Genomic DNA, 21,021 nt, shown 5'->3' with positions numbered 1-21,021 from the left:
AATATATACGGAGCTTCGACGAGGGTGTGGATATGTCTCACGACTCAGGGACCAGTACGGGCAGTCGAGGATCCACGAACCGTTCGGCGTCGACGACGTCGCGCCGCCGGTTCCTCGTCAGCGGTGCCGCGGCGGGGGCGACGGCGCTGGCCGGCTGTGCCGGCGGCGGCGGCAGCGACACTCTCACCGTCGGCCACGTGTTGCCGACCTCGGGGACGTACGCGCTCCTCGGCGAGAGCATCATGAACGGCTTCGACCTCTACCTCGAACAGAACGACGGACAGCTGGGCGGCTACGAGGTCGAGACCGTCCAGCGTGACACCGCCGGGGAGACCGACACGGGCGTCACGATCACCAACGAGTTCCTCGTACAGGAGGGCGTCGACGCGCTGGTCGGTCCCGTCTCGAGCGCGGTCGCGATCGCGATGATGCAGACGGTTCAACAGGAGTCGAGCGCGATCTGGCTCAACGCCAACGCGGGCGACTACCGCGTCACGCAGGACGGCTGTATGGACCTCCACTTCCGGACCTCCTTCAACGACTGGCAGACGTCGGCCCCGCTGGCCCAGTGGGTGTACGAGAACGTCGCGGACAACGTCGTGTTGTCGTACGCGGACTACGCCTTCGGGCAGAACTCCAAGAACTTCTTCCAGGAGGCGTTCGAGGAGGCCGGCGGCGAGGTCGTCGACGAGGTGGCCGCCCCGCTCGGCACCGACGACTACTCGCCGTTCCTCGGCGACATCGAGAGCAGCGGCGCCGACGCCGCCTTCTCCTTTTTCGCCGGCAGCGACGCGGTCAACTACATCTCGCAGTTCAGCGACTTCGGCCTCGACGACGAGCTCACACAGACCGGCAGCGGCTTCCTGCTCTCCGAGGACACCCTGCCCGCACAGGGCGAGGCCGCCCTCGGGAAGTACTCGCTGCTTCACTACACCGCGACGAAGGAGACGGACCGGAACCAGACGTTCGTCTCGAACTACAGCGAGGAGCACGACCGCCAGCCGAACGTGTACGCCTGTCAGGGCTACGACTCCGCACAGGCGCTTGACATCGCGGCGTCCAACGCGGACTCGACGGACGCGTCCGACCTCGCGTCGGCGCTCTCGGGCGCGGAGCTCGACAGCCCGCGCGGGGAGTTCAGCTTCGACCCCGACACGAACGAACCGCTCCAGAGCATGGACGTCCGGGAGGTCGTTCAGGGCGACGACGGCGTGGAAAACGAGGTCGTCGCGACCATCGACGACATCGAACTCCCCGATTGGGGCTGCTCGCTCTAAGTCGATGGTGGGACCATGGGACCGGTACGGCGACCCGACCGCGTCCGCACACGGGGGCGATCCCTGATGTTCGTCGAGTTCTCGAGCGTCCTCAGAGCGACCATGCTCGGCGTCCAGCTCGGGATGACGCTCGCGCTCGTCGCCGCCGGACTGACGCTCATCTTCGGCATGCTCGACGTGATCAACTTCGCGCACGGCTCGCTGTACATGATGGGCGCGTACCTCGGCGTCACCGTCTCCGCCCAGTTCGGGAGCTTCTGGCTGGCGCTCCTGATCGCGCCCCTCGCCGTGGGCGTGATCGGCGCGGTCATCGAGGTGTTCGGGCTTCGCGCGCTGTACGGCCGGAACCCGCTGTATCACATCCTGTTGACGTTCGGTCTCGCGGTGATGATCCAGGGACTGGTCGTCGAGATCTGGGGCGGGCAGTCGCTCCGAATAGAGGCGCCGGCGTCGCTTGCGGGCACGGTCCAGATCGGGCCGGTGGAGTACCCGGTGTACTGGCTGTTCGTGCTCGCGGTCAGCACCCTGCTCATCGCCGCGGTCTGGCTCATGATCGACCGGAGCGACCTCGGCATCCTGATGCGTGCGAGCGCGCACGACACCGAGATGGTCGACGCGCTCGGCATCGACGTCTCGAAGGTGTTCACCGGCGTCTTCGTCTTCGGCGCGGTGCTCGCGGGGGTCGCGGGCGTCCTGTTGGGTGCCTCCCGCTCCGTCAACCCCGGCATGGGGTTCGGCGTCATCATCGAGACGTTCGTGATCGTCGTCATCGGCGGGCTCGGGAGCTTCAAGGGCGCGGTCTACGCCGCGCTCGCGGTCGGACTCGTCACCGCCTACGGGGCGCTCATCGCGCCGTCCGTCACGGACATCTTCCTGTTCACCATGATGGCGGTCGTGCTGATGATCAGACCGAACGGCCTGTTCGGCGCCACGGAGGCCGCATAGATGAGCCTCCTCGACGCCTTCGATCCGCGTGAGACCGGGTCGAGCACCGACGGGATCCTCTCGAACCGGGGTCGCTTCGGGATACTCGCGTTGATCGCCGCGCTCGCGGTTCTGGGGCCGGTCGCGTCGGCGGTTCGGCCGTTCTGGCTGTACCTGCTGATCCAGATCCTCGTGTTCGCGCTGTTGGCGCTCAGCCTCGACTTCGTCTTCGGGTACGCCGGTCTGCTGTCGTTCGGCCACGCGGCGATGTTCGGGACGGGGGGGTACGCCGCCGCGCTGTTGATCACGCACGTCACGGCCAACGCGCTCGTGGTGTTGCCGGCGGCGGTCCTCACCGGCGTCGTCGTCGCCGCCTTCATCGGCTGGTTCAGCGTCCGCGCCCGCGGGATCTACTTCGCGATGTTGACGCTGGCGTTCGCACAGATCTTCTACGTCATCGCCTTCGCGGACCTGCCGTCGACCCTGCTCGGCGTGGAGACCGTCACCGGCGGCGACAACGGGATCGTCGGGCTCGCGACGCTCGAGACGTTCGGGTTGCTCGACCTCTCCGATCGGATGAACTACTACTTCCTCACGCTCGGGCTGGTCGCCCTGTCGCTTCTGTCCATCGTTCGGCTCGCGAACTCGCCGTTCGGGCGCGTGCTTCAGGGCGTCCGCGAGAACGAGGACCGGATGGCGTTCATCGGATACGACGTCCGCCGGTACAAGGTGATCGGGTTCGCGATAAGCGGCGGGTTCGCCGGACTCGCCGGCGGCCTGTACGTCCCGTTCCAGAGCCTGGCACAGCCCCAACTGCTCAACTGGACCTTGAGCGGCGAGCTCGTCGTGATGTTACTTCTCGGCGGGCTCGGAACCCTGTGGGGCCCGATGCTCGGAGCGGGCGTCGTGGTGCTGCTCGAAGAACAGCTCAGCGGCTTCGCGGCCTGGGAGGTGATCCTCGGGTCCGTCTTCGTCGTCGTCGTGATCTTCGCGCCCCGAGGGATCGCGGGCGCGCTGGTCTCCCTGTGGGAGGACCCCGAGGACGCGATCGGAAACGTCCGGGACGCGTTGGCGAACTACCGTGAGAAGGTGATGAAATGAGCGACCCGCTGCTCCGCACCGACTCCGTGACGAAACGCTTCGGCAAACTGACCGCCGTCAGCGACGTGTCGCTGTCGATCCCGGAGGGGGGAATCAGCTCGATCATCGGTCCGAACGGGGCCGGCAAGACCACGCTGTTCAACCTCTTCACCGGCAAGCACGCGCCGACCGAGGGCTCGATCGAGTTCCGCGGCGAGGAGATCGGCGGGCTTTCCCCCCACGAGATCGTCTCCCGGGGGATCGTCAGGTCCTACCAGATCACGAACTTCTTCTCGGAGCTCTCGGCGCTCGAGAACGTCCGGCTGGCGACGCAGGCCGACCGGACCGGGTTCGGTCCCGACGACTTCCTGCGGCACCACGCCTCGCTCTCGGACGCGGCCGACGAGGCGGAGGCGGTGTTAGATCGGGTCGGTCTGCTCGACGTCGCCGATCAGACGGCGGCGAACCTCGCGTACGGGCAGCGTCGACACCTCGAGATCGGGATCGCGCTCGCGACCGACCCGGACCTCCTGTTGATGGACGAACCGACCGCCGGGATGGGCCCGGAGCAGACGAACGCGACCGTCTCGCTCATCGAGGACATCGCCGAGGACGCGACGGTCGTCCTCATCGAACACGACATGGACATCGTCATGAACATCTCCGAACGGATCGCCGTGATGAACAAAGGCGAACTGATAGCCCGCGGAACGCCGGCGGAGATCAGTGAGAACGAGGCGGTCCAGCGCGCCTACCTGGGGGGTGAGTGAGATGTCCGAGCTGCTCTCCGTCGACGGGATAGACACCTATTACGGCGAGAGCCACGTCCTGTTCGACGTGTCACTCTCGGTCGACGCCGGGGAGGTCGTCGCGCTCGTCGGCCGCAACGGGGCCGGCAAGACCACCACGCTCCGGAGCGTGATGTGTCTCACCCCCGCGGCCGAGGGGACGATCGAGATGGACGGCGAGGAGATACAGGACCTCGACCCGCACGACGTGCGCCAACGCGGGATCTCGTGGGTCCCCGAGGAGCGCCGGGTGTTCGGCGGCCTGACGGTCGCGGAGAACCTGCGGCTCGCCGCCCGTGGCGGCGAGGAGGACCGCACGACGCAGATCGAGCGGGTCTACGAGCGGTTCCCCCGACTCGACGAGCGTCGCGACCAGCACGCGGGCACGATGAGCGGCGGCGAACAGCAGATGCTCGCGATCGCCCGCGCGCTCGTCGGCCCCGAGACCGACCTGCTGCTCCTCGACGAGCCGAGCGAGGGGCTCGCGCCCCAGATCGTCGAGGACGTGGCGGACATCATCCGGGAGCTCAACGACGAGGGAGTCACGGTCCTCCTCGTCGAGCAGAACGCCGAGATGGCGCTCGGGCTGGCCGACCGCGCGTACGTCATCGAGACGGGCGAGGTGGTCCACGAGTCGCCCGCGACGGAGCTGTTGAACGACCGCGAGGCGATGGAGACCTATCTCGGGGTGAAGTGACGTGTCGACCGACGACTACGACTTCGAGACGGTCGACGTCGCCGTCGAGGACGGCGTCGCCACGATCCGGCTCGCGAATCCGCCCGTGAACGCGATCAGCCAGTCGATGCGTGCGGACCTCTCCGAGGCGGTCGCCGTCCTCGACGAGCCCGAGGTCGACGCCGGGGTCGTCGCCGGCGACGCGGACGTGTTCTCGGTCGGGGCCGACGTCGGGCTCTTCGAGACGGCCCGCGAGTGGACCACCGCCGAGTTCCGGACGAACTCCCGCGTGCTCGGCCGCGCGTTCGAGCGGATCGAGACGACCGAGACGCCCGTGCTCGCCGCGATCGAGGGAACGTGCGTGGGCGGCGGGCTCGAGCTCGCGTTGGCGTGTGACGTCCGGATCGCGGCCCCGGACGCCACGCTCGGGTTTCCCGAGCACAACATCGGGCTCATCCCCGGGCTCGGCGGCTGCTCGCGGTTCGTCCAGCTCGTCGGCCCCGGCCGGGCGAAGGACCTGATCTTCAGCGGCGAGCTGATCGACGGCGAGCGCGCCCGCGAGATCGGGCTCGTCGAGCGCGTCGAGGCGGACCCCGAGGCGGCCGCGAGCGAGTACGCCGCGGACCTGGCCGACGGCCCGACGCAGGCCATCGGCCTGACGAAACGCGTGATAAACGAGGCTCGCGACAGCGACCTGCGAACCGCGGGGGTGCTCGAGTCGCTCGCACAGAGCACGCTCCTGCGGACGGCCGACCACGAGGAGGGCGTCGACGCCTTCCGTGCGGACCGCGACCCGGACTTCTCCGGGGAGTGACGGGACCGGACCGTCCCCTTTCACCGCGATAAATGGAAAGACGCAAGCGAGCCCGCGGCGATCCGGATCCCATGAGCGAGGACGCGGACGCCGTCTATTTCGAGGACGTGGAGCCGGGAACCGTCATCGACTGCGGGAGCACGGTCGTCACCGAACGCGACGTGGTCGAGTTCGCCGAGGAGTTCGATCCCCTCCCGATGCACACCGACCCGGACGCGGCCGCCGAGGGACGGTTCGGCGGGCTCGTCGCCAGCGGCTACCACACGCTCTCGCTCTCGGTCCGACTGCTCGTCGAGGCGGTCCGGCGGGACCGCGCGGTGATCGCGGGGCTCGGGATCGACGACGTGCGGTGGCACGCGCCGGTCCGCCCGGGCGACGAGATCGGCGTCGTCGACGAGATACTCGACACCCGACCCTCGGAGAGCGACCCGGAGACCGGGATAATCCACGAGTCGATCACGGTCACGAACGACGCCGGTGAGACGGTGTTGACTCTGGAGAACCACGAACTGATCGAACGGCGCGAGCGCGCGGACGAGACGGGAGAACCGGCGTAGTCGGCGGTGTCGTGCGAATTCGTGCGACCGAACGAGTCAGCGCCCTTTCCACTCCGGCTCGCGGTCCTCGAGGAACGCGTCTATGCCCTCGTCCTTGTCCGCGGTCGCGAACAGCTGGGCGAACAGCTCGGCCTCGTAGTCGATCCCGGTCTCGAGGTCCATGCGTTCGCTCGCCTGGACCGCGGTCTTCGCGAACTCGAGGGCGACCGGGCTCTTCTCGGCCATCGACCCGGCGAGGTCGTAGACGCGGTCGTCGAGTTCCGCCGCCGGGTACGCCTCCTCGACGATCCCGACGTCGGCGGCCTCCGCCGCGTCGAGGAGCTCGCCCGAGAGGATCAGCTTCATCGCCTGTCCCGTCCCCACGAGCCGGGGAAGCCGCTGGGTGCCGCCGCCGCCGGGGATGATCCCGAGGTTGATCTCGGGCTGGCCGATCTTTCCGTCCTCGGCCGCGATCCGGACGTCACACGCCAACGCGAGCTCGAGCCCGCCGCCGAGCGCGTGTCCGTTCACGCGGGCGATGACCGGCTTCGGACAGTCCGCGACGTGCTCGAAGACCCTCGGTCGCTCGCTCGCCTCGCGCTGTTCGAGCGCGTCGCGCTCGCGGAGCTCGGTCACGTCCGCGCCGGCGACGAACGCGCCGCTCTCGTCGTCTCCGGTCAACACGACGACCCGGACCGCGTCGTCGTCCGCGACCGCGTCGAGGACCGCGATGAGGTCCTCCCGAAGCTCCGCGTTGAGCGCGTTTCGCGCCTCGGGCCGCGAGAGCGTCACCGTCGCGACGCCCTCGACGCGGTCGCCCACCGACGCGGAGAGAGTCTCGCTTTCCGCCGCCGCCGACTCGGTCGCCGTCGACGTTCCCGCCATCACTGCTCACCCCAGTCGCCACTCACGCCGACGACCTCGCCGTCCTCCCAGACGTAGAACCCCTCGCCTGACTTCCGCCCGAGCTTGCCGGCCCGGACCTTGCGCTTGAGGAGTTGCGGCGGGCGGAAGCGCTCGCCGAGCTCCTCGCGGAGGTACTCGAGGATGTCCAGTCGCACGTCGAGCCCGACCACGTCACACAGCTCGATCGGACCCATCGGGTGGTTGTATCCGAGCTCCATCGCGGCGTCGATGTCCTCCGGCCCCGCGACCCCCTCCTCGAGCATCCGGATCGCCTCGACCCCGACCGCGACGCCGAGCCGCGAGGAGGCGAACCCGGCCGAGTCGGTGACGGTCACCGGCTCCTTGTCGATCGCCTCGACGAACTCCGTCGCCGCTTCCACCGTCGCGTCGTCGGTCTGCTCGGCGACGACGATCTCCACGAGCCCCATGATGTGGACGGGGTTGAAGAAGTGGAGGCCGATCGCCCGGCCGGGCCGGTCGAGGACGCTCGCGATCTCGGTGATCGAAAGCGAGGAGGTGTTGGTCGCGATCACCGCCTCCGCCGGCGCGTTGGCGGCCACCTCCTCGAACGTCTCGCGTTTCAGGTCCATCCTCTCGGGGACCGCCTCGACGACGAACGACGCGTCGCCGACGGCGTCGGGAAGCGACGTGGTCGTCTCGATCCGATCCAGGGCCGCCGCCTTCTCCTCGGCGGTCAGCTTGTCCCGGTCGACGCCGCCCTGGAGGTTCGACTCGATCGCGTCGACGCCCGACTCGAGGATGGACTCCTCGATGTCACGGATCGTCACGTCGTATCCCGCCATCGCGGCGACCTGTGCGATACCGTGGCCCATGGTCCCGGCTCCGAGTACGCTTACACGCATCGTTCACATCGTGAGTAACCACGTACATTAGCGTATCGAGTCGGGAAGTCTCCGAACGGTGAGCACGCGACGAAGTGAGGTGAACGTCGAAGCGGGCAGAGGAGCGATCCCTGTAGTGGTCGTTGATCAGTGGAGCCGTCCCTCCAGAACTGAACTCACGCGTCCGCCGACTTCGACGTCGATACCCTCCGGTCCCTTCGACGCTCGAAGCCGGAGGAGCGAGGGGCGTCCCATCTCGTAGCCCTGTTCGACGGTGACCTCGATATCGTCCGTGTCGAAGTAGTCGTGTTCGACGAGATAGGCGGCGAGACACCCGTTCGAGGAGCCCGTCGCGGGGTCCTCCGGGACGCCGGAGCAGTCGGCGAAGACGCGGACGTGTAGGTCGTTGTCCTCGGACGTCTCGGTGGAGAACACGAGCACGTTCACGTTGCCGTGGGAATCGATGAGCCGGTCGTAGTACGGCTCCGGTTGCGTCTCGGCTCGTCGGACGGCATCGAGGGAGTTCAAGGGGACGACGACGGTGGGAAGACCGGTCGAGACGAGCCGGATCGGACGGGAATCGTCGACGTCCGATACGTCGAGACCGAGGATCTCCGCGAACAGCTCCGGGGGGAACTCGTCCTCGAAGGTCGGCTGGATCTGACGCATCCAGTAGGTCTCGTCGCCGTCGTGGTCCTCGACCCAAACGGGGATCTCGCCGACGCCGAGGTTCAAGACGACTTCCTCCGGGAGGTCGTCCCGGAGGTGTTCGCGGATGACGAACGCCGTTCCGAGCGTCGGGTGGCCGGCGAAGGGGATCTCCTCGGCGGGGTCGAAGATCCGGACGTCGTATCCGTTCTCCGTCGCGTCGGACGATTCGATGAACGTCGCTTCGGAGAAGTTCGTCTCGCGGGTGAACGCGAGCATCTCGTCGGTGGAGAGGTTCGATGCGTCGCGGACGACCGCCAGTTGATTCCCCGTGTACTTCCCCTGTGCGAACACGTCCACGAAGTGGACTCGGTTGGTCGACATTTGCGCCCATCGATTCGGGGCATCCCAATATCTGTAGCGGTTCCGGCGGGTGTACCATGTCGGTCTCAGTGAGCGAGATAGTCTAAGGAGTGGGCGATCGATTGCGGTGGCGTCGCCGGCGGCGGAGCCGCCGGCTTCAAGCGAGAGCTTCGCTCTCGCCCTGCGCCGGTGAATGGTCGCCGTAGGCGACCGCGAACCGCCCGCGAGGGACGCGGCGAGTGGAACGAGCCGCGAGGCTGGGGAGGCGTGAGGTGCGGGGCTGTGCGGGGTGGGATTCAAAGGGGCAGTCGCGAGGACGAAGCCTGACGACGCAAGGACCGCAGGAGCGAACATAGTGAGCGACGAGGACCACAGCGAGTCACGTGAGTCCTCGCGACTGGGGCTTTGGTGATGTTCGCTCCACCAGCAACGCACTCGTTCTCATCAGCCCGATCTCTCACGAAACAACCGTCCAACAAGCAGTCGAAACATATCGGTTGATTCACCCACAGAAACGCAAAAACATCCCCGCGTGATACGTTCTACGACCCCGACCCGCGTCCACAGACTAAGACCGGCCGCTCGGTCCCGAGGATCACGTCCTGGGTGACGCTGCCGAAGAGCGCCTTTCCCGTCGGCGAGCGCTTCCGCCCGCCGACGCAGATCTGGTCGACGTCCTCCCGCTCGGCGTGTTCGAGGACCTGCGTCGCCGGGTCGCCGCTGGTCTCCTCGGCGTGAACCGTGATACCGCGCTCCTCCAGTCGTTTGATCGCCTCGCGAGCGGACTCGACCTGCGTGACCGACGCGCCGGTCGGGTTGTCGGTGAACACGTGAAGGAGGTGGACGACGACCTCGTCGGAGGCGTCCGCGATCTCCCCGATCGCGTCGATCTGCGCGCCGACTCCGTCCGCATCCTCGTCTATGGCCGCCAGGATCTCGTACATACCCCCCGTTTTCGGGCCTACCCAATAATGGTTACCGGCGATCCCCGTCGTGTGGGGTTCCGCGATCCGAAGACCCGATCGCCCTCAACGACCGACCCGCCCGTTCCCGACTCGGTCCGAGAGCGAATCGAACGGCCGTCGATACTGTGGACACGTCGCGATCAATAATATAAGAAAGCGTTTACTTCTTTAGAATACACGTATTATCGATATCTCTCTAATCGCTGTGGGAAACCCCTATTCGATACTTTCCTCGTTTATATAGGTTATTTCCCCATATAACAGAAGAGATTCGAATGAATAGCCGATGAAAACGTAATAGTATCAAACCTCAATTTGTTTCGCCATAGAATAATAAGATATATTTGATATATTGGGGTTTGATGGTTATCGAACCGTCAGATCGGCGCTGACGCTCGAGAAGTGAAATAACGGAAGGGATCGGTCGTCGTCGGTCGCGACTACTCGTCGACCGCGACGTCGTCGGCGTCGACGTCGACCGCGGCCTCCTCCTCGGCGGCGATCTCCTCGGGACGCGCCTCGAGGGTCAGCTTCTGGACCTCGACGCGGCGCAGCGGGTAGATCGTCTTCGCGTCGGCGTAGACCGCCGACGAGAGGTTGCCGTCGACGATCGCGTCGACGAACGACTCGAAGGTCCGCTCCTCGGCGGCGGCGTGGACCTTGTCGATCATGACGCGGCGGATCGCCTTCTCCTGGGAGCGGTCGGCCTTCTTCGTCGTCAGCGCGACCGGCTGGACGCGGATCCGGTAGTCGTCGGTCGTCACGACCGTGATCGACGCCTCGACCTTCGAGGCGCCGCGGCGGACGAGAGAGCGCAGGTAATCGCGCGTCAGCTCGTACTTGATGAACTCGGTGTAGGCCGTGTCGCTGCCCACGTCCGTGATCTTGAACGTGAGCTTCGTGTTGTTCGCGCTGGAGTCGCCGGTGAGCTCGCCCAGCGTGGTCGTGATCGTGCGGCCGATCACCTGATCGGGCTCCTCGGCGAGCGTCTCGCCGAGTTCCGCGCGGTCGAACTGTTCGGGTGCCAGTACGTCGTACCAGCGTTTCTGTTCTCTGCTCTTGGAAACTGATCGTTCGCTCATGTGTTGGTGTCGGTGTGTCGCGTGTCCGTGTCGGTGTCTCGTGTCTCCGCCCCGTCGGCGGCCGTCTCGGTGCCGACCGCCCCGTCGGCGGTTCGGTGTTCGCGTGCTCGTTCGATGACCCGCTCCGCGACCCGCAGGTTCACCACGTAGTCGTCGACGGTCGAGCGCAGCCCGCCCGTCGTCGGCCGCTCGATCCGGCAGTCGATCGCGTCGCCATCGACGCTGACCGCCATCGAGTCGGTGTCGTCGGGGGCGAGCGCGGCGGCGACGAGTTCGGCGTCGGCGTGGGTCGTCCGAACCGCCGCGGTCCGGGACCCGGGATCGTCGCCCGTCATAGCGCCCCCCGGAGCGCGGCCAGCGCGTCCGTCGGGTCCCCGTCGACGGCGATCCCGCCACGGGTTCCGTCCCCCCAGCCGTCGCCGCCCGCCTCGCGGGCGGCCGAGCGGCAGGCGTCGCCGATCCCGTGATCCCCGGTCGCGGCCGCGGCGAGCGTCCCCGACGACTCGTCGAGGACGATCGCGACGGACTCGGGCGACCGGAAGTCCCGGACCAGCCGGGCGACCGTCGGGAGCGTGCTCTCCGGCGCGTCGACGCGGGCGACGAGGCAGCCGTCGTATCGGCCGGTCGTCGCGGCGTCGATCGCGCGGTGGGCGGCGGTCCCGTGGGAGCGCCAGGCGTCGACGGCGGCCGTCCGGAGCCCGTCGCTCGGATCGGTCGCGAGCGCCAGCGCGACGCCCGTCCCCGGCTCCTCGCGTGCGAGGGCCTCGAGGACGTCGGCGTAGCCGCCGACCGTCTCGAACGGGGTGGCCGCCGCGCCGAGCGCGTACGGTCGGAGCGCGCGCTCGACCGCCGAGGCGCTCCGCGTACTCGCGTCCTCGTCGGCGACGGCGTCGACGGCGACCCGCGAGGCCAGCCGCCGATGATCCGCCTCCTCGAGATCGGCCGGGAGGCCGAGTTCCGCGAGGACGGCCCGCGTCGCCTCGACGTCGCCGGAGTACGGCGTCCGGACCAGCGTCGAGGCCGCGATCCCGTCCGCCAGGTCCGCGGTGGGCACCGCGACGCCGGGCCGTCGAGAGACGGTCCCGGCGTGCTCGGCGGCCTCGAGCGCGTCGCCCGAGCCGTCGGTGCCGGGCACCGAGCCCGCGGCGACGACGCCGGCCAGCGGGACGGCCGGATCGGGCTCGACGCCCAACTCGCGGGCGACCGCGAAGGCGGTCGTGCTCGCGGGCCGCCCCGAGCCGGGCACCGCGTGTGGCCCCCGGTCGGCTCCGAGGACCACCGCGACGTCGTCGCCGTCGGCGTCGGGGACCGGATCGCGGGCGACCCGGACCTGAAACGGCACCGCGCGCTCGCGGAGCGCGCGAGCGAGCGTTCCGGCGGCCGCGAGCGCGTCGCCGTCGTCGGTCGCGACGAGCCGGACGAACGGCGCGTCGGCGAGGACGCTGGCGAGCGCGTCGGGGGCGGGCGCGGATTCGACGGTGGTCTCGGTCACGGATGGTGGTCGGTCGTGGTCGGCGTGGTGGGTTCGGTCAGTGTGGTGCGTCGTGAGTCGGGTCGATGCGGTGGTTACTCGATGAGCTCGGCGGCGGTCTCGTAGGTGTAGACGAAGTCCTCGTCGATCTCGTCGCCGCGGTAGTAGTTCGCCAGCCGGCGGATCTTCGACTCCGTGTTCTGGAGCGCGCGCTTGTTCTGGTGGTCCTGGCCGTTCTCGGCCATGTGTTCGCGCAGACGAACCGCGCGGGCCAGCAGGTTCCGCAGGTCCTCGGGCAGGTCGGGCTCGGCGTCGTGTTCCTCGAGGATCTCGGTGATCTTCTTGCCGGTGGCGAGCTTGACGTCGGGCACCGGAACGCCCTTGACGCCCTCGTCACGCAGCTTGATCCCGATGACGCTCGGGTCCTCGCCCTGTTCCGCCAGTTCGACGACGCGGGACTCGATGTCCTCGGCGTCGACGTCGCTCCACTCCGGGTTCTCGTCCGTCGCCGGCTTGTCCGAACCGGACGAACCGCGACGGCGCGTGTGCATTCGTGCCATTGGTTGAAATTGGAACGGCACAACCGCGAGTACGTGACCGCACCCCGCGAGACGCGGCTCTCGGAGCGCTCGCGAGCGCGAGCGGTTCCGGCGAGAGCCCGAAACCGGGCGTCTCGGCCGCGTCGCCGGAGCGACGGTGCACCGCTACGTTCCCAAGCCGTGGGCGAAGAGGCCCCGGCGCGTCGGATCCGCAGCTGTGCTGTTCCCGTTCGACCGGTCGACGGCCGGACTCTTAAGCGTGTTCTTGTCGAGTTCACGCGGTCTCGCCCGGAATCGGCGACGGAGAGGGTCCCGTCGACGGAAAGCAGCCCTTAAATTCTCGCTGTGAGATCGGTTCGTAGGTGAGAGTACCTCATGACAGACCGACCAGACGGTGAGGATCCGTCCGCGTCGATGGGCGCCGCCGGCGGTTCGAAGACTGAACCGCGGATCAGCTTCTACGGCGGGAAGTGGGCGAGCACGGTTCCGCTTGGCTTCTTCATCCTCTGGGCCGTCTTCCAGAGCGGCGTCCTCGGCATCGGCGACACGAACGGGCTGGTGATCGGGGCGTTGATTGGAACGATCCTCGGGATGTTCTTCGTGCGCGGCGACTGGAAGACGTACGCGGACACCATCTTCGAGGGGATGACCCAACGCGTCGCCGCGACGGCGATCGTCGCGTGGCTGTGGGCGGGCATGTTCGCCGAGACGCTTCAGGTCGGCGGCTTCGTCGAGGGGCTCATCTTCGCCGCCGACGCGCTCAACGTCGGCGCGGCGACGTTCCCGGCCGCCGCGTTCGTCCTCTGTGGCCTGCTCGCGACCGGGATCGGGACGGGGTACGGGGCCACCGTCGCGTTCGTGACGCTCTTTTTCCCGGCGGGCGTCCTCATCGGCGCGAACCCGGTGTTGCTCTTCGCGGCGATCCTCTCCGGCGCCGTCTTCGGCGACAACCTCGCGCCCGTCAGCGACACGACGATCGTGAGCGCGGTGACGCAGGACGCGGACATCGGCGGCGTCGTCGCTTCGCGGTTCAAGTACGCGATCGTCGCCGCGGTGCCCGCCTTCATCGCCTACCTGATCATGGGTTCGGTGCTGTCGGGCGCGAGCCTGGAGGGCGCCGCGGCCCTCCGTGACACGGCGACCGCGCCCGGTTTGGTCCACCTGATCTCGATGGGTGTCGTGATCGCCACCGCCGTCGCGGGGCGACACATCGTCGAGGCGATCTCCTGGGGTCTCGTCGTCGCGGTCGGCTTCAACCTCGCGCTCGGGCTCTCGTCCGTGAGCGATATTCTCGTGTTCACCGTGACCGAGGCCGGGACGTTCACCGCGCTGCCGTTCGTCGCGGTCGGCGACACGGCGGGCGTCGGCGGGAGCCTCTACGCCGGTGCGATCGGGTTCTTCCCGCTCATCGTGTTGACGCTCCTCATCGTGTCGATGGCGCAGATCATGATCCGCGGCGGCGGCTTCGCGGCGATCCAGGAGTTCCTCTTGAACTCCGTCGCGACCACCGTCCGCCGGGCCGAGGTGACGATGGTGCTCGGCACCGCCGCGATCAACGGGATGATCACGATCAACACCGCAGCCGAGATCGCGATCGCGCCGTACATCGCGCGGATCGGCGAGAAGTTCAACATCAACGGCTACCGACGGGCGAACATCCTGGACGCCAACACGTCGGCGCTCGGCTACATCTTCCCGTGGGCCGGCGGCGTCCTCGTCGGCTACCAGGTCATGGTCGGGCCGAACGGACTCGGCGCGGAGTACGGTCCGGAGATGGTCGTCAACCCGATCGAAGTCGTGCCGTACGTGTTCCACGGCTGGTTCCTCGTGATCGTCTTCTTGGTGGCGGCGGTCACCGGGTTCGGGAGGGAGTACGTTCCCGATCGGACCTCCGGGGAGGTGTCGCGCGCATGAGCGCGCTCGACAAGTTCCTCGCCGGCTGGTCGTTCAGGAGTTCGACGCCCGACTACGAACCGGGCGACACCATCGAGGTGATGGTCACCGGCGAGAAGGGCGGCGAGGCGACCGCCCGTATCGGCGACTCGATCCTCCGGATCGAGGGCGCGCCGGACGACGCGGTGGACACCCGCGTGCTGGTCGCAGTCGAGACGTGGGACGGGTCGACCCACCGCGGAACCGGGACGTACCGGGAGACGGTCGGCGGGAGCGCCTTCTGAGTTCCCTCGCGAGGATCTCGCGCGTCGGGCGCCTCTGCCACCACCTCCGTCGACTCCGTCACCTCCGGCGCCTCCGCCGCCGCGTCGGACCGGGTTGCTTTTTAAGACGACTCCCGAAGGGAGAGCCGTGCTATCGGTCGAGCTGCACTCCCACTCGGCGCTGTCCCACGACGGGCGTGACCCGGTCGACCTCCTCCTGGAGCAGGCCGCCGCGGTCGGTCTCGACGCGCTCGCCGTCACGGACCACGACGAGATCGACGCGAGCATCGAGGCGGCCGAGAAGGCCTCCGAACACGGGCTCGTGGGGATCGTCGGCATGGAGGTGACCTCCGCGGCCGGTCACGTGCTCGCGTTCGGGATCGACGACCTCGTCCCCAGCGGGCTGCCGTTCGACGAGACCCTCGACCGGATCCACGAGGCCGGCGGGATCGCGGTCGTCCCCCACCCCTTCCAGAAGACCCGTCACGGCGTCGCCGCGCACATCACCGAGGACCAGCTCGCGAGCGCCGACGCGATCGAGGTGTACAACTCGCGACTCTTCACGGGGCGAGCGAACCGGCAGGCGGAGACGTTCGCCGTCCGCCGGAACCTCCCGATGACCGCCGGCAGCGACGCGCACATCTCCGAGATGGTCGGTCAGGCGGTCACCGAGGTCGGCGCGGACGAGCGTTCGGCCGACGCGATCCTCGAGGCCGTCGCCGCGGGCCGGACCAGCGTCGTCGGGAAACGCACGCCCTGGCGCGTCTCGCTCCGCCAGTTCGCCGGTGGGGCGAAACGCCGGGCGTTCCGGACGATCGACGGACTGCGACGGTCGTGAGGTCGCTCCCGTGACTCGAGGCCGCCGAAATGACGCGAGGGCGACCCGATGACCGCCGACCGACGTGACGGGAGCGCCGCCGACCGTCTCCGGGGCGCGTCCCCGGGCCTCGTCGTCGACGCGATCCGCGACCGCGACCCGCTCCCCGGGACCCGCGGATTCGCCGGGTTGCTGACGAGCCCGCCGCCCTCGACGGGCGAAGACGGTGAATCAGCCGGTCGCGGTCCCGACGGTCGTGGTCCCGTCCTCGTCCGCGACGTGCTCGGCCGCCAGCCCCTGTTCGTCGAGGCCGACGCGGCCGATCCGACCAGCCCCGGGTCGTGGAGCTTCGACCGGACGGACCTCCGGGACCCGGAGCCGATCCCGGCCGGGTCGGTCGCGTCGGCGACGGAACGCGATCCCCGCTGGTCGCTCCCGACGCCTCCCGCCTCGGAGCCGAAGCCCGCCCAGGCGGCCGTCGACGCCGCGATCGAGGCGACCCTCTCCGATGTCGCCGCCGAGGACGCCGACCCGGAAACCGGCCGGCTCGCCGTCGCGTTCTCCGGGGGGGTCGACTCGGGACTCGTCGCCGGCGCGGTCCCGGACGCGCCGTGTTACGTCGCGGGCTTCGAGGGGTGTCACGACGTCTCGGCCGCGCGCGAGGCCGCGGCGGCGATGGACCGCGACCTGCGCGTGGTCGAGATCTCACACGACGACCTCCGGCGGGCGATCCCCGAGATCGTCGCCGCCACCGGCCGACGGAACCCCATGGACCTCAACATCGCCGTCCCGCTATATCTGACCGCCGAGGCGGCTGCGGGCGACGGGATCGACCGACTGGCGGTCGGTCAGGGGGCCGACGAGCTGTTCGGGGGCTACAGCAAGGTCGTCGACCCCGCGGACGACGACCGCGTCTCCGCCGACACCGTCCGAGGCGCGCGGACCGAGACCGTCCGGACCCTCCCCGCACAGCTCGAACGCGACGTGCTGGCGCTTCGGGCGGCCGGGGTCGAGCCGGTCGCGCCGTTGCTCGACGACCGCGTCGTCGACGCCACACTCCGGCTGCCGGGCGACCTGCTCGCGACGGCCGACCAACGGAAGGTCGCGCTCCGGCGTGCCGCGGCCGGACGCGTCCCGGAGTCGGTACGTACCGCCGACAAGAAGGCGGTACAGTACGGCACGTACGTCTCCCGGGAGATCGACCGGCTGGCGAGACGGAACGGGTTCAAGCGACGGATGGAGAACCACGTCGGGCAGTACGTCGACGCGCTGCTCGAGGAGTAGGGACCGTTCGACTTCCGCTCCCGTCGAAGGGACCGGCCCGAGCGGGCCGACCCTGACCAAGCCGCGCGTTGGAGTACCAGTCCTGCGGCCGACGCCCGATCGGTCCGGGCGTCATCGAAACGGAAGCCGGGTATCGTATAAAATCCGCGCAGTGGCGACAAATATATCCACCCGATCCGTTGGAAACACACCGATCTTCGAGGATTTCCACATCGTTCGGAACGAACGTCCGGTACGACTCCCACAGGTGGGTCGAAATTCGACGCTTCCGGGGCGGGCGCGTACGATCACCGTTACGGAGTCGTCCCCCGGCGACGACTCATCTGTCGTCCGCTCCCGGCACCGACTCATCTGTCGTCCGCTCCCGGCACTGACTCACCTGACGAGGTACGGGTCGTTGCCGGCGACGAAGCGGCCGAGGTCGCTCTCGCGCCGGAAGTCGGTCGACTGGAGTCGGCGGAGCGCCTCGACCAGAGCGTCGGCGTCGCCGTCGTCCCACTCCGCGGGCTCCTTGATCGGGAGGACGAGCCACCCCGACCCGAGCAGCTCCTCGCCGTGGAGCGCGTCCATGTCGACCTCGGTCTTCCACGCGCGGGCGGTGTACTGCCGAAGGACGTGGTCGGTCGCCCTCGCGCCCACCGGGAGGAGGACGTGCGCGGCGATCGCTCGAAGCTCCGCGTCGAAGTACCGCTCCATGTCGTCGTACGACGCCGGCGTCGGCTCCCCGTCGGGCAGACACATGTGGAGGTACGAGAGGAACGTCCGGTCCGTCGACACCCGGCCGGGATCGTCGTCTCCCGTTCCGACCAGGTCCGCGCCGTCCTCGCTCCCGGCTCCGGACGGATCGCCGTCCTCGTCGACCGATGCGAGGAGCCCGGCGTCGGTCAGCACCCCGAGAAACGCCGGCGACCACGGCTCGCCGGTGAACGGGATCCCCTCCTCGAGGCCGCCGTGGAGACCCGGGTGGTCGCCGATCACGTGGAAATCCGCGTTGGCGTCGCCGTACCCCGGGACGAACGACGGACAGTCCGGCCGCATCCCGAACGGGTTTCGCGTGCGATCGGTGACGTTCTTCACGGAATCCGCTAGGAACGCGACCCGTAATAGCCCGTTCGATACCGGCTCGGTCGGCGAACGACCACGCCGGGTACCCGCCGGGAGCCGCCGCAGGTAGGCGCATGCGCGACGAGGGATTCTCATAAGTTATGGAAACGAGTCGGGTTCGACCGGCTTGGGATACGCCTCGATCGCGATCCGACGACGAACGTTCAACGGATCCGAAACGTTCGACGAGATCGCTAGACTGCGGCGGGATCGGATCGACGCGGCGGTCACAAAGTATATATATGCCCCTCGACTGCGGGCTATCGAAGACCCATGTTCGACCGCATCCGCACGGCGGCCCTCTTCGGCCTCCACCAGGCGACCGTTGCCATCGGGATCTCCGCGTTCCCCGTGGCCGTCTTCGCCCGCAAGCAACTCGGCATCAACCTCCCGGTCCGCCGGCTCGTCGAGACCACCACCGAGGCCATCGAGGACGTCGAGGAGTAACCCGAGCGTCCGCTTTTTCGCCGACTCGTTCGCACCGACCTTCTCGGAGCCCTCGCACCGTCAGTCGTCCCGATCCCACACGGTCAGCCGCTCCGATCCCGTACCGTCAGCCGCTCCGATCCCGCACCGTCAGTCGCTCCCACGTCCACGCCGTCCGACGCTCCGTGACCCGCTTCATACCCCGCCCAATGCCCGCCCCGGATATGGTCGTCGGAACCGGCGGCCGGTCCCCGAAGGGTTGCCTTTATCAGCGCGAGGGGCCAACGAGGCGGTAATGCGAACACCGACCGACGATCTCTCCGACGGGGCGTCCCTCGAACTCGGCCGCGACCAGCCGGTCTTCGGACCGGAGCTCGGCGAGTTCGAACACAGCGAGCGTCGCGCCGCACAGGCCGACGGCGAGGGCGAGATGAAGACCGGCACGACGACGGTCGGCATCCGCACCGCCGACGGCGTCGTGATGGCGACGGACATGCGCGCCTCCCTCGGCGGCATGGTCTCCTCGAAGGACGTCCAGAAGGTCGAGGAGGTCCACCCCCGCGGCGCGCTCACCATCGCCGGCTCCGTCTCCGCCGCACAGAACCTCATCTCGACGCTCAAAGCCGAGACCAACCTCTACGAGGCCCGCCGCGGCAAGGACATGTCGATGGAGGCGCTCTCGACGCTCACCGGGAACCTCCTCCGCACGGGCGCGTTCTTCATCGTCCAGCCGATACTGGGCGGCGTTGACGACGAGGGTTCCCACATCTACTCCATCGACGCGCTCGGCGGAACCACCGAGGAGGAGTACACGGTCACGGGCTCCGGCTCGCAGTACGCCCTCGGTGTCCTCGAACAGGAGTATCACGACGACGTCACCGTCGACGAGGCGAAGACCATCGCCGCGAAGGCGATCCAGTCCGCCGTCGAGCGCGACCTCGCGTCCGGCAACGGGATCAACGTCGCCGTCGTCACCGACGAGGGCGTCGACATCACCCGTTACAAGGACTTCGGCGACCTGCTCTAGACGCCCCGCTCGACCTCTCCTTCCTTCTCCCCGCTCCTCGCGACCACGAACTCCGTCCGGACCGGCGTCCGACTCGGGGCGGGTCGACGTTTCGTCAGGCCCGATCGACGTCCTCCTCGGGCGGGCGGATGCCGTCTCCCCAGTAGAAGTGCGGGCCTAAGAGGAGGTAGCCGCCCGAGAGGAACAACAGCGCGAACGCGAACCCTTCGCCGATCCACGGGGGGAGCGCGGTCGTGAGCGCGTGTGCGATCGGCGTCACCACCACCGCCGCCTGGACGAACCCCATCACGAGCGCGTCCTGGGCGTGTAAGTCGGGGTAGGTCACCGTCGACCCCATGAGGACCGCGAAGACCGCGGTCGCGACGACGAGCGGGATCGGCGCGGTGTAGCCCGCGAGCACCGCGGCGGCGAGGACCGTCGCCGCGAGCGTCGTCGGGACGCCGACGGTCTCGCGGCTCCCGCTGTCGTAGGCCGTGTACAGCCCGAGCCGGGCGACCGCCATCGCGACGAAGAGCGCCGAGGCCCCCACACCGGCCCCGAGGAGGAGCGGGTCGGCGGCGAACGGGTCCGCTTCGAGGACGACGGCGGCGACGAGGGCCGCGGGCGCGACGCCGAAGGAGGCGACGTCCGCCAGCGAGTCGAGGTACGGTCCCGCCGGCGTCGACCCCCGGTGTCTGGCGACCACCCCGTCGAGCCCGTCGGCGATGGCGGCTAACAGGATCAGGCGGGCCGCCAACGCGACGTCGACCGTGGCGGCGACGACCGCGAGGAAGCCGACCGCGGCGTTGGCCACGGTGACCGCGTCGGCGAGGCCCAACCGGCCGACCCGCAGAGACATACCGGATCGGTCGACGACCCCGCTTTTAGGGTTTGTTATCCGTTCGGCGTGGTCGACGCTCCGTCTCCCCGAGGTCGGATCCGTGGGCGAACTATTAAGCGTCCGATGGCCTAATCCGTGGTATGGACCCACTTCCCCTCCAAACCGGTTTCGGACTGGTGAGCGTCGGCCTCCTGTTTCTCATGCTGGTGGTCGTCACGCTCTGGCAGTCCGTCGCGATCGTCGACGCCTACGACAAGGAGGCGTTGACGGTGTTCGGCGAGTACCGGAAGCTGCTCGAGCCCGGCATCAACTTCATTCCGCCGTTCGTCTCGCGGACGTACGCGTTCGACATGCGGACGCAGACGCTGGACGTGCCCCGCCAGGAGGCGATCACGCGGGACAACTCGCCGGTGACCGCGGACGCGGTCGTCTACATCAAGGTGATGGACGCCAAGAAGGCGTTCCTCGAGGTCGAC

The 21,021-nt window shown here is 68.6% G+C and carries 24 protein-coding genes; 14 read left to right on the top strand and 10 right to left on the bottom strand.

The features are described 5' to 3' along the window. The first annotated feature begins 32 nt into the window (after positions 1 to 32). The 7 genes from F3H10_RS04715 to F3H10_RS04685 all read left to right on the top strand — a co-directional run bounded on the left by F3H10_RS04715 (position 33) and on the right by F3H10_RS04685 (position 6,116). A complete protein-coding gene (locus F3H10_RS04715; RefSeq protein ID WP_149783689.1) occupies positions 33 to 1,277 on the top strand; it encodes an ABC transporter substrate-binding protein in 1,245 nt (414 codons plus the stop codon). A gap of 66 nt (positions 1,278 to 1,343) precedes the next feature. Further along, positions 1,344 to 2,222: a branched-chain amino acid ABC transporter permease gene (locus tag F3H10_RS04710; protein WP_149783688.1), complete on the top strand. Its 879-nt coding sequence runs from the start codon at positions 1,344 to 1,346 to the stop codon at positions 2,220 to 2,222. Beyond that, positions 2,223 to 3,302 carry a branched-chain amino acid ABC transporter permease gene (locus tag F3H10_RS04705; protein WP_149783687.1) on the top strand — a complete coding sequence of 360 codons (1,080 nt, stop codon included), beginning with the start codon at positions 2,223 to 2,225 and terminating at the stop codon, positions 3,300 to 3,302. It begins immediately after the preceding gene. Continuing rightward, entirely contained in the window at positions 3,299 to 4,051 is a 753-nt protein-coding gene (locus tag F3H10_RS04700; protein WP_149783686.1) for an ABC transporter ATP-binding protein, read from the top strand. The genes F3H10_RS04705 and F3H10_RS04700 overlap by 4 nt, the downstream gene beginning before the upstream one ends. 1 nt (position 4,052) lies before the next feature. Continuing rightward, complete coding sequence (locus tag F3H10_RS04695) at positions 4,053 to 4,766, top strand: ABC transporter ATP-binding protein (RefSeq protein ID WP_142986841.1); 714 nt, start codon at positions 4,053 to 4,055, stop codon at positions 4,764 to 4,766. 1 nt (position 4,767) lies between these two features. Further along, on the top strand, positions 4,768 to 5,559 hold the full coding sequence (locus tag F3H10_RS04690) for an enoyl-CoA hydratase/isomerase family protein (protein ID WP_142986842.1): 792 nt from the start codon (positions 4,768 to 4,770) through the stop codon (positions 5,557 to 5,559). Between the two features lie 71 nt (positions 5,560 to 5,630). Next, the gene (locus F3H10_RS04685; RefSeq protein WP_149783685.1) at positions 5,631 to 6,116 is read left to right on the top strand and encodes a MaoC/PaaZ C-terminal domain-containing protein; all 486 of its coding nucleotides are present in this window, start codon (positions 5,631 to 5,633) and stop codon (positions 6,114 to 6,116) included. Between the two features lie 36 nt (positions 6,117 to 6,152). On the opposite strand, the gene F3H10_RS04680 is transcribed toward F3H10_RS04685, so the two are convergent. The 8 genes from F3H10_RS04680 to F3H10_RS04645 all read right to left on the bottom strand — a co-directional run bounded on the left by F3H10_RS04680 (position 6,153) and on the right by F3H10_RS04645 (position 12,932). After that, positions 6,153 to 6,980 (bottom strand): enoyl-CoA hydratase/isomerase family protein, encoded by an 828-nt coding sequence (locus F3H10_RS04680; RefSeq protein WP_149783684.1) that lies wholly within the window; start codon positions 6,978 to 6,980, stop codon positions 6,153 to 6,155. Further along, positions 6,980 to 7,864 (bottom strand): 3-hydroxyacyl-CoA dehydrogenase family protein, encoded by an 885-nt coding sequence (locus F3H10_RS04675; protein ID WP_149783683.1) that lies wholly within the window; start codon positions 7,862 to 7,864, stop codon positions 6,980 to 6,982. The genes F3H10_RS04680 and F3H10_RS04675 overlap by 1 nt, the downstream gene beginning before the upstream one ends. A 126-nt stretch (positions 7,865 to 7,990) precedes the next feature. After that, positions 7,991 to 8,875, bottom strand: coding sequence for a PhzF family phenazine biosynthesis protein (locus F3H10_RS04670; RefSeq protein WP_149783682.1), 885 nt, complete (start codon positions 8,873 to 8,875; stop codon positions 7,991 to 7,993). Between the two features lie 521 nt (positions 8,876 to 9,396). Beyond that, entirely contained in the window at positions 9,397 to 9,798 is a 402-nt protein-coding gene (locus tag F3H10_RS04665; RefSeq protein WP_149783681.1) for a universal stress protein, read from the bottom strand. Between the two features lie 461 nt (positions 9,799 to 10,259). Next, entirely contained in the window at positions 10,260 to 10,901 is a 642-nt protein-coding gene (locus F3H10_RS04660) for a 30S ribosomal protein S3ae (protein ID WP_142986848.1), read from the bottom strand. Beyond that, the gene (locus tag F3H10_RS04655; RefSeq protein WP_149783680.1) at positions 10,898 to 11,236 is read right to left on the bottom strand and encodes a KEOPS complex subunit Pcc1; all 339 of its coding nucleotides are present in this window, start codon (positions 11,234 to 11,236) and stop codon (positions 10,898 to 10,900) included. Before F3H10_RS04655 ends, F3H10_RS04660 begins: the two co-directional genes overlap by 4 nt. Next, positions 11,233 to 12,393: an exonuclease RecJ gene (locus F3H10_RS04650; protein WP_149783679.1), complete on the bottom strand. Its 1,161-nt coding sequence runs from the start codon at positions 12,391 to 12,393 to the stop codon at positions 11,233 to 11,235. The genes F3H10_RS04655 and F3H10_RS04650 overlap by 4 nt, the downstream gene beginning before the upstream one ends. A gap of 74 nt (positions 12,394 to 12,467) precedes the next feature. After that, positions 12,468 to 12,932 carry a 30S ribosomal protein S15 gene (locus tag F3H10_RS04645; RefSeq protein WP_149783678.1) on the bottom strand — a complete coding sequence of 155 codons (465 nt, stop codon included), beginning with the start codon at positions 12,930 to 12,932 and terminating at the stop codon, positions 12,468 to 12,470. 354 nt (positions 12,933 to 13,286) lie between these two features. Between F3H10_RS04645 and F3H10_RS04640 the strand changes: the two genes are divergently transcribed. The 4 genes from F3H10_RS04640 to F3H10_RS04625 all read left to right on the top strand — a co-directional run bounded on the left by F3H10_RS04640 (position 13,287) and on the right by F3H10_RS04625 (position 17,168). Beyond that, positions 13,287 to 14,825, top strand: coding sequence for a Na+/H+ antiporter NhaC family protein (locus F3H10_RS04640; protein ID WP_149783677.1), 1,539 nt, complete (start codon positions 13,287 to 13,289; stop codon positions 14,823 to 14,825). Then, positions 14,822 to 15,088 (top strand): DUF7513 family protein, encoded by a 267-nt coding sequence (locus tag F3H10_RS04635; RefSeq protein ID WP_142986853.1) that lies wholly within the window; start codon positions 14,822 to 14,824, stop codon positions 15,086 to 15,088. Before F3H10_RS04640 ends, F3H10_RS04635 begins: the two co-directional genes overlap by 4 nt. Before the next feature lie 127 nt (positions 15,089 to 15,215). Continuing rightward, positions 15,216 to 15,905, top strand: a complete 690-nt coding sequence (locus F3H10_RS04630; protein ID WP_149783676.1) for a PHP domain-containing protein — start codon at positions 15,216 to 15,218, stop codon at positions 15,903 to 15,905. A 48-nt stretch (positions 15,906 to 15,953) separates the two neighbouring features. Further along, positions 15,954 to 17,168, top strand: a complete 1,215-nt coding sequence (locus F3H10_RS04625) for an asparagine synthase C-terminal domain-containing protein (RefSeq protein WP_149783675.1) — start codon at positions 15,954 to 15,956, stop codon at positions 17,166 to 17,168. 375 nt (positions 17,169 to 17,543) lie between these two features. Here F3H10_RS04625 and F3H10_RS04620 read toward each other — a convergent pair whose 3' ends face one another. Further along, entirely contained in the window at positions 17,544 to 18,245 is a 702-nt protein-coding gene (locus tag F3H10_RS04620) for a uracil-DNA glycosylase family protein (RefSeq protein ID WP_149783674.1), read from the bottom strand. Between the two features lie 300 nt (positions 18,246 to 18,545). Between F3H10_RS04620 and F3H10_RS15955 the strand changes: the two genes are divergently transcribed. Beyond that, a complete protein-coding gene (locus F3H10_RS15955) occupies positions 18,546 to 18,719 on the top strand; it encodes a hypothetical protein (RefSeq protein WP_188127864.1) in 174 nt (57 codons plus the stop codon). A gap of 274 nt (positions 18,720 to 18,993) precedes the next feature. Beyond that, entirely contained in the window at positions 18,994 to 19,725 is a 732-nt protein-coding gene (gene psmB, locus F3H10_RS04615) for an archaeal proteasome endopeptidase complex subunit beta (RefSeq protein ID WP_149783673.1), read from the top strand. A gap of 94 nt (positions 19,726 to 19,819) precedes the next feature. Here the strand turns inward: psmB and F3H10_RS04610 are convergent, their stop codons facing one another. Continuing rightward, entirely contained in the window at positions 19,820 to 20,563 is a 744-nt protein-coding gene (locus F3H10_RS04610) for a protein sorting system archaetidylserine synthase (RefSeq protein WP_149783672.1), read from the bottom strand. 122 nt (positions 20,564 to 20,685) lie between these two features. Between F3H10_RS04610 and F3H10_RS04605 the strand changes: the two genes are divergently transcribed. Next, the coding region (locus F3H10_RS04605) for an SPFH domain-containing protein (RefSeq protein ID WP_262488553.1) at positions 20,686 to 21,021 on the top strand (336 nt) is incomplete at its 3' end.

Origin of the sequence: Halorubrum aquaticum, assembly GCF_900113615.1 — an archaeon.
Lineage (GTDB): Archaea > Halobacteriota > Halobacteria > Halobacteriales > Haloferacaceae > Halorubrum > Halorubrum aquaticum.
Note: the sequence above shows the minus strand (reverse complement) of the source record. Positions and strands in the feature narration are given on the sequence as shown.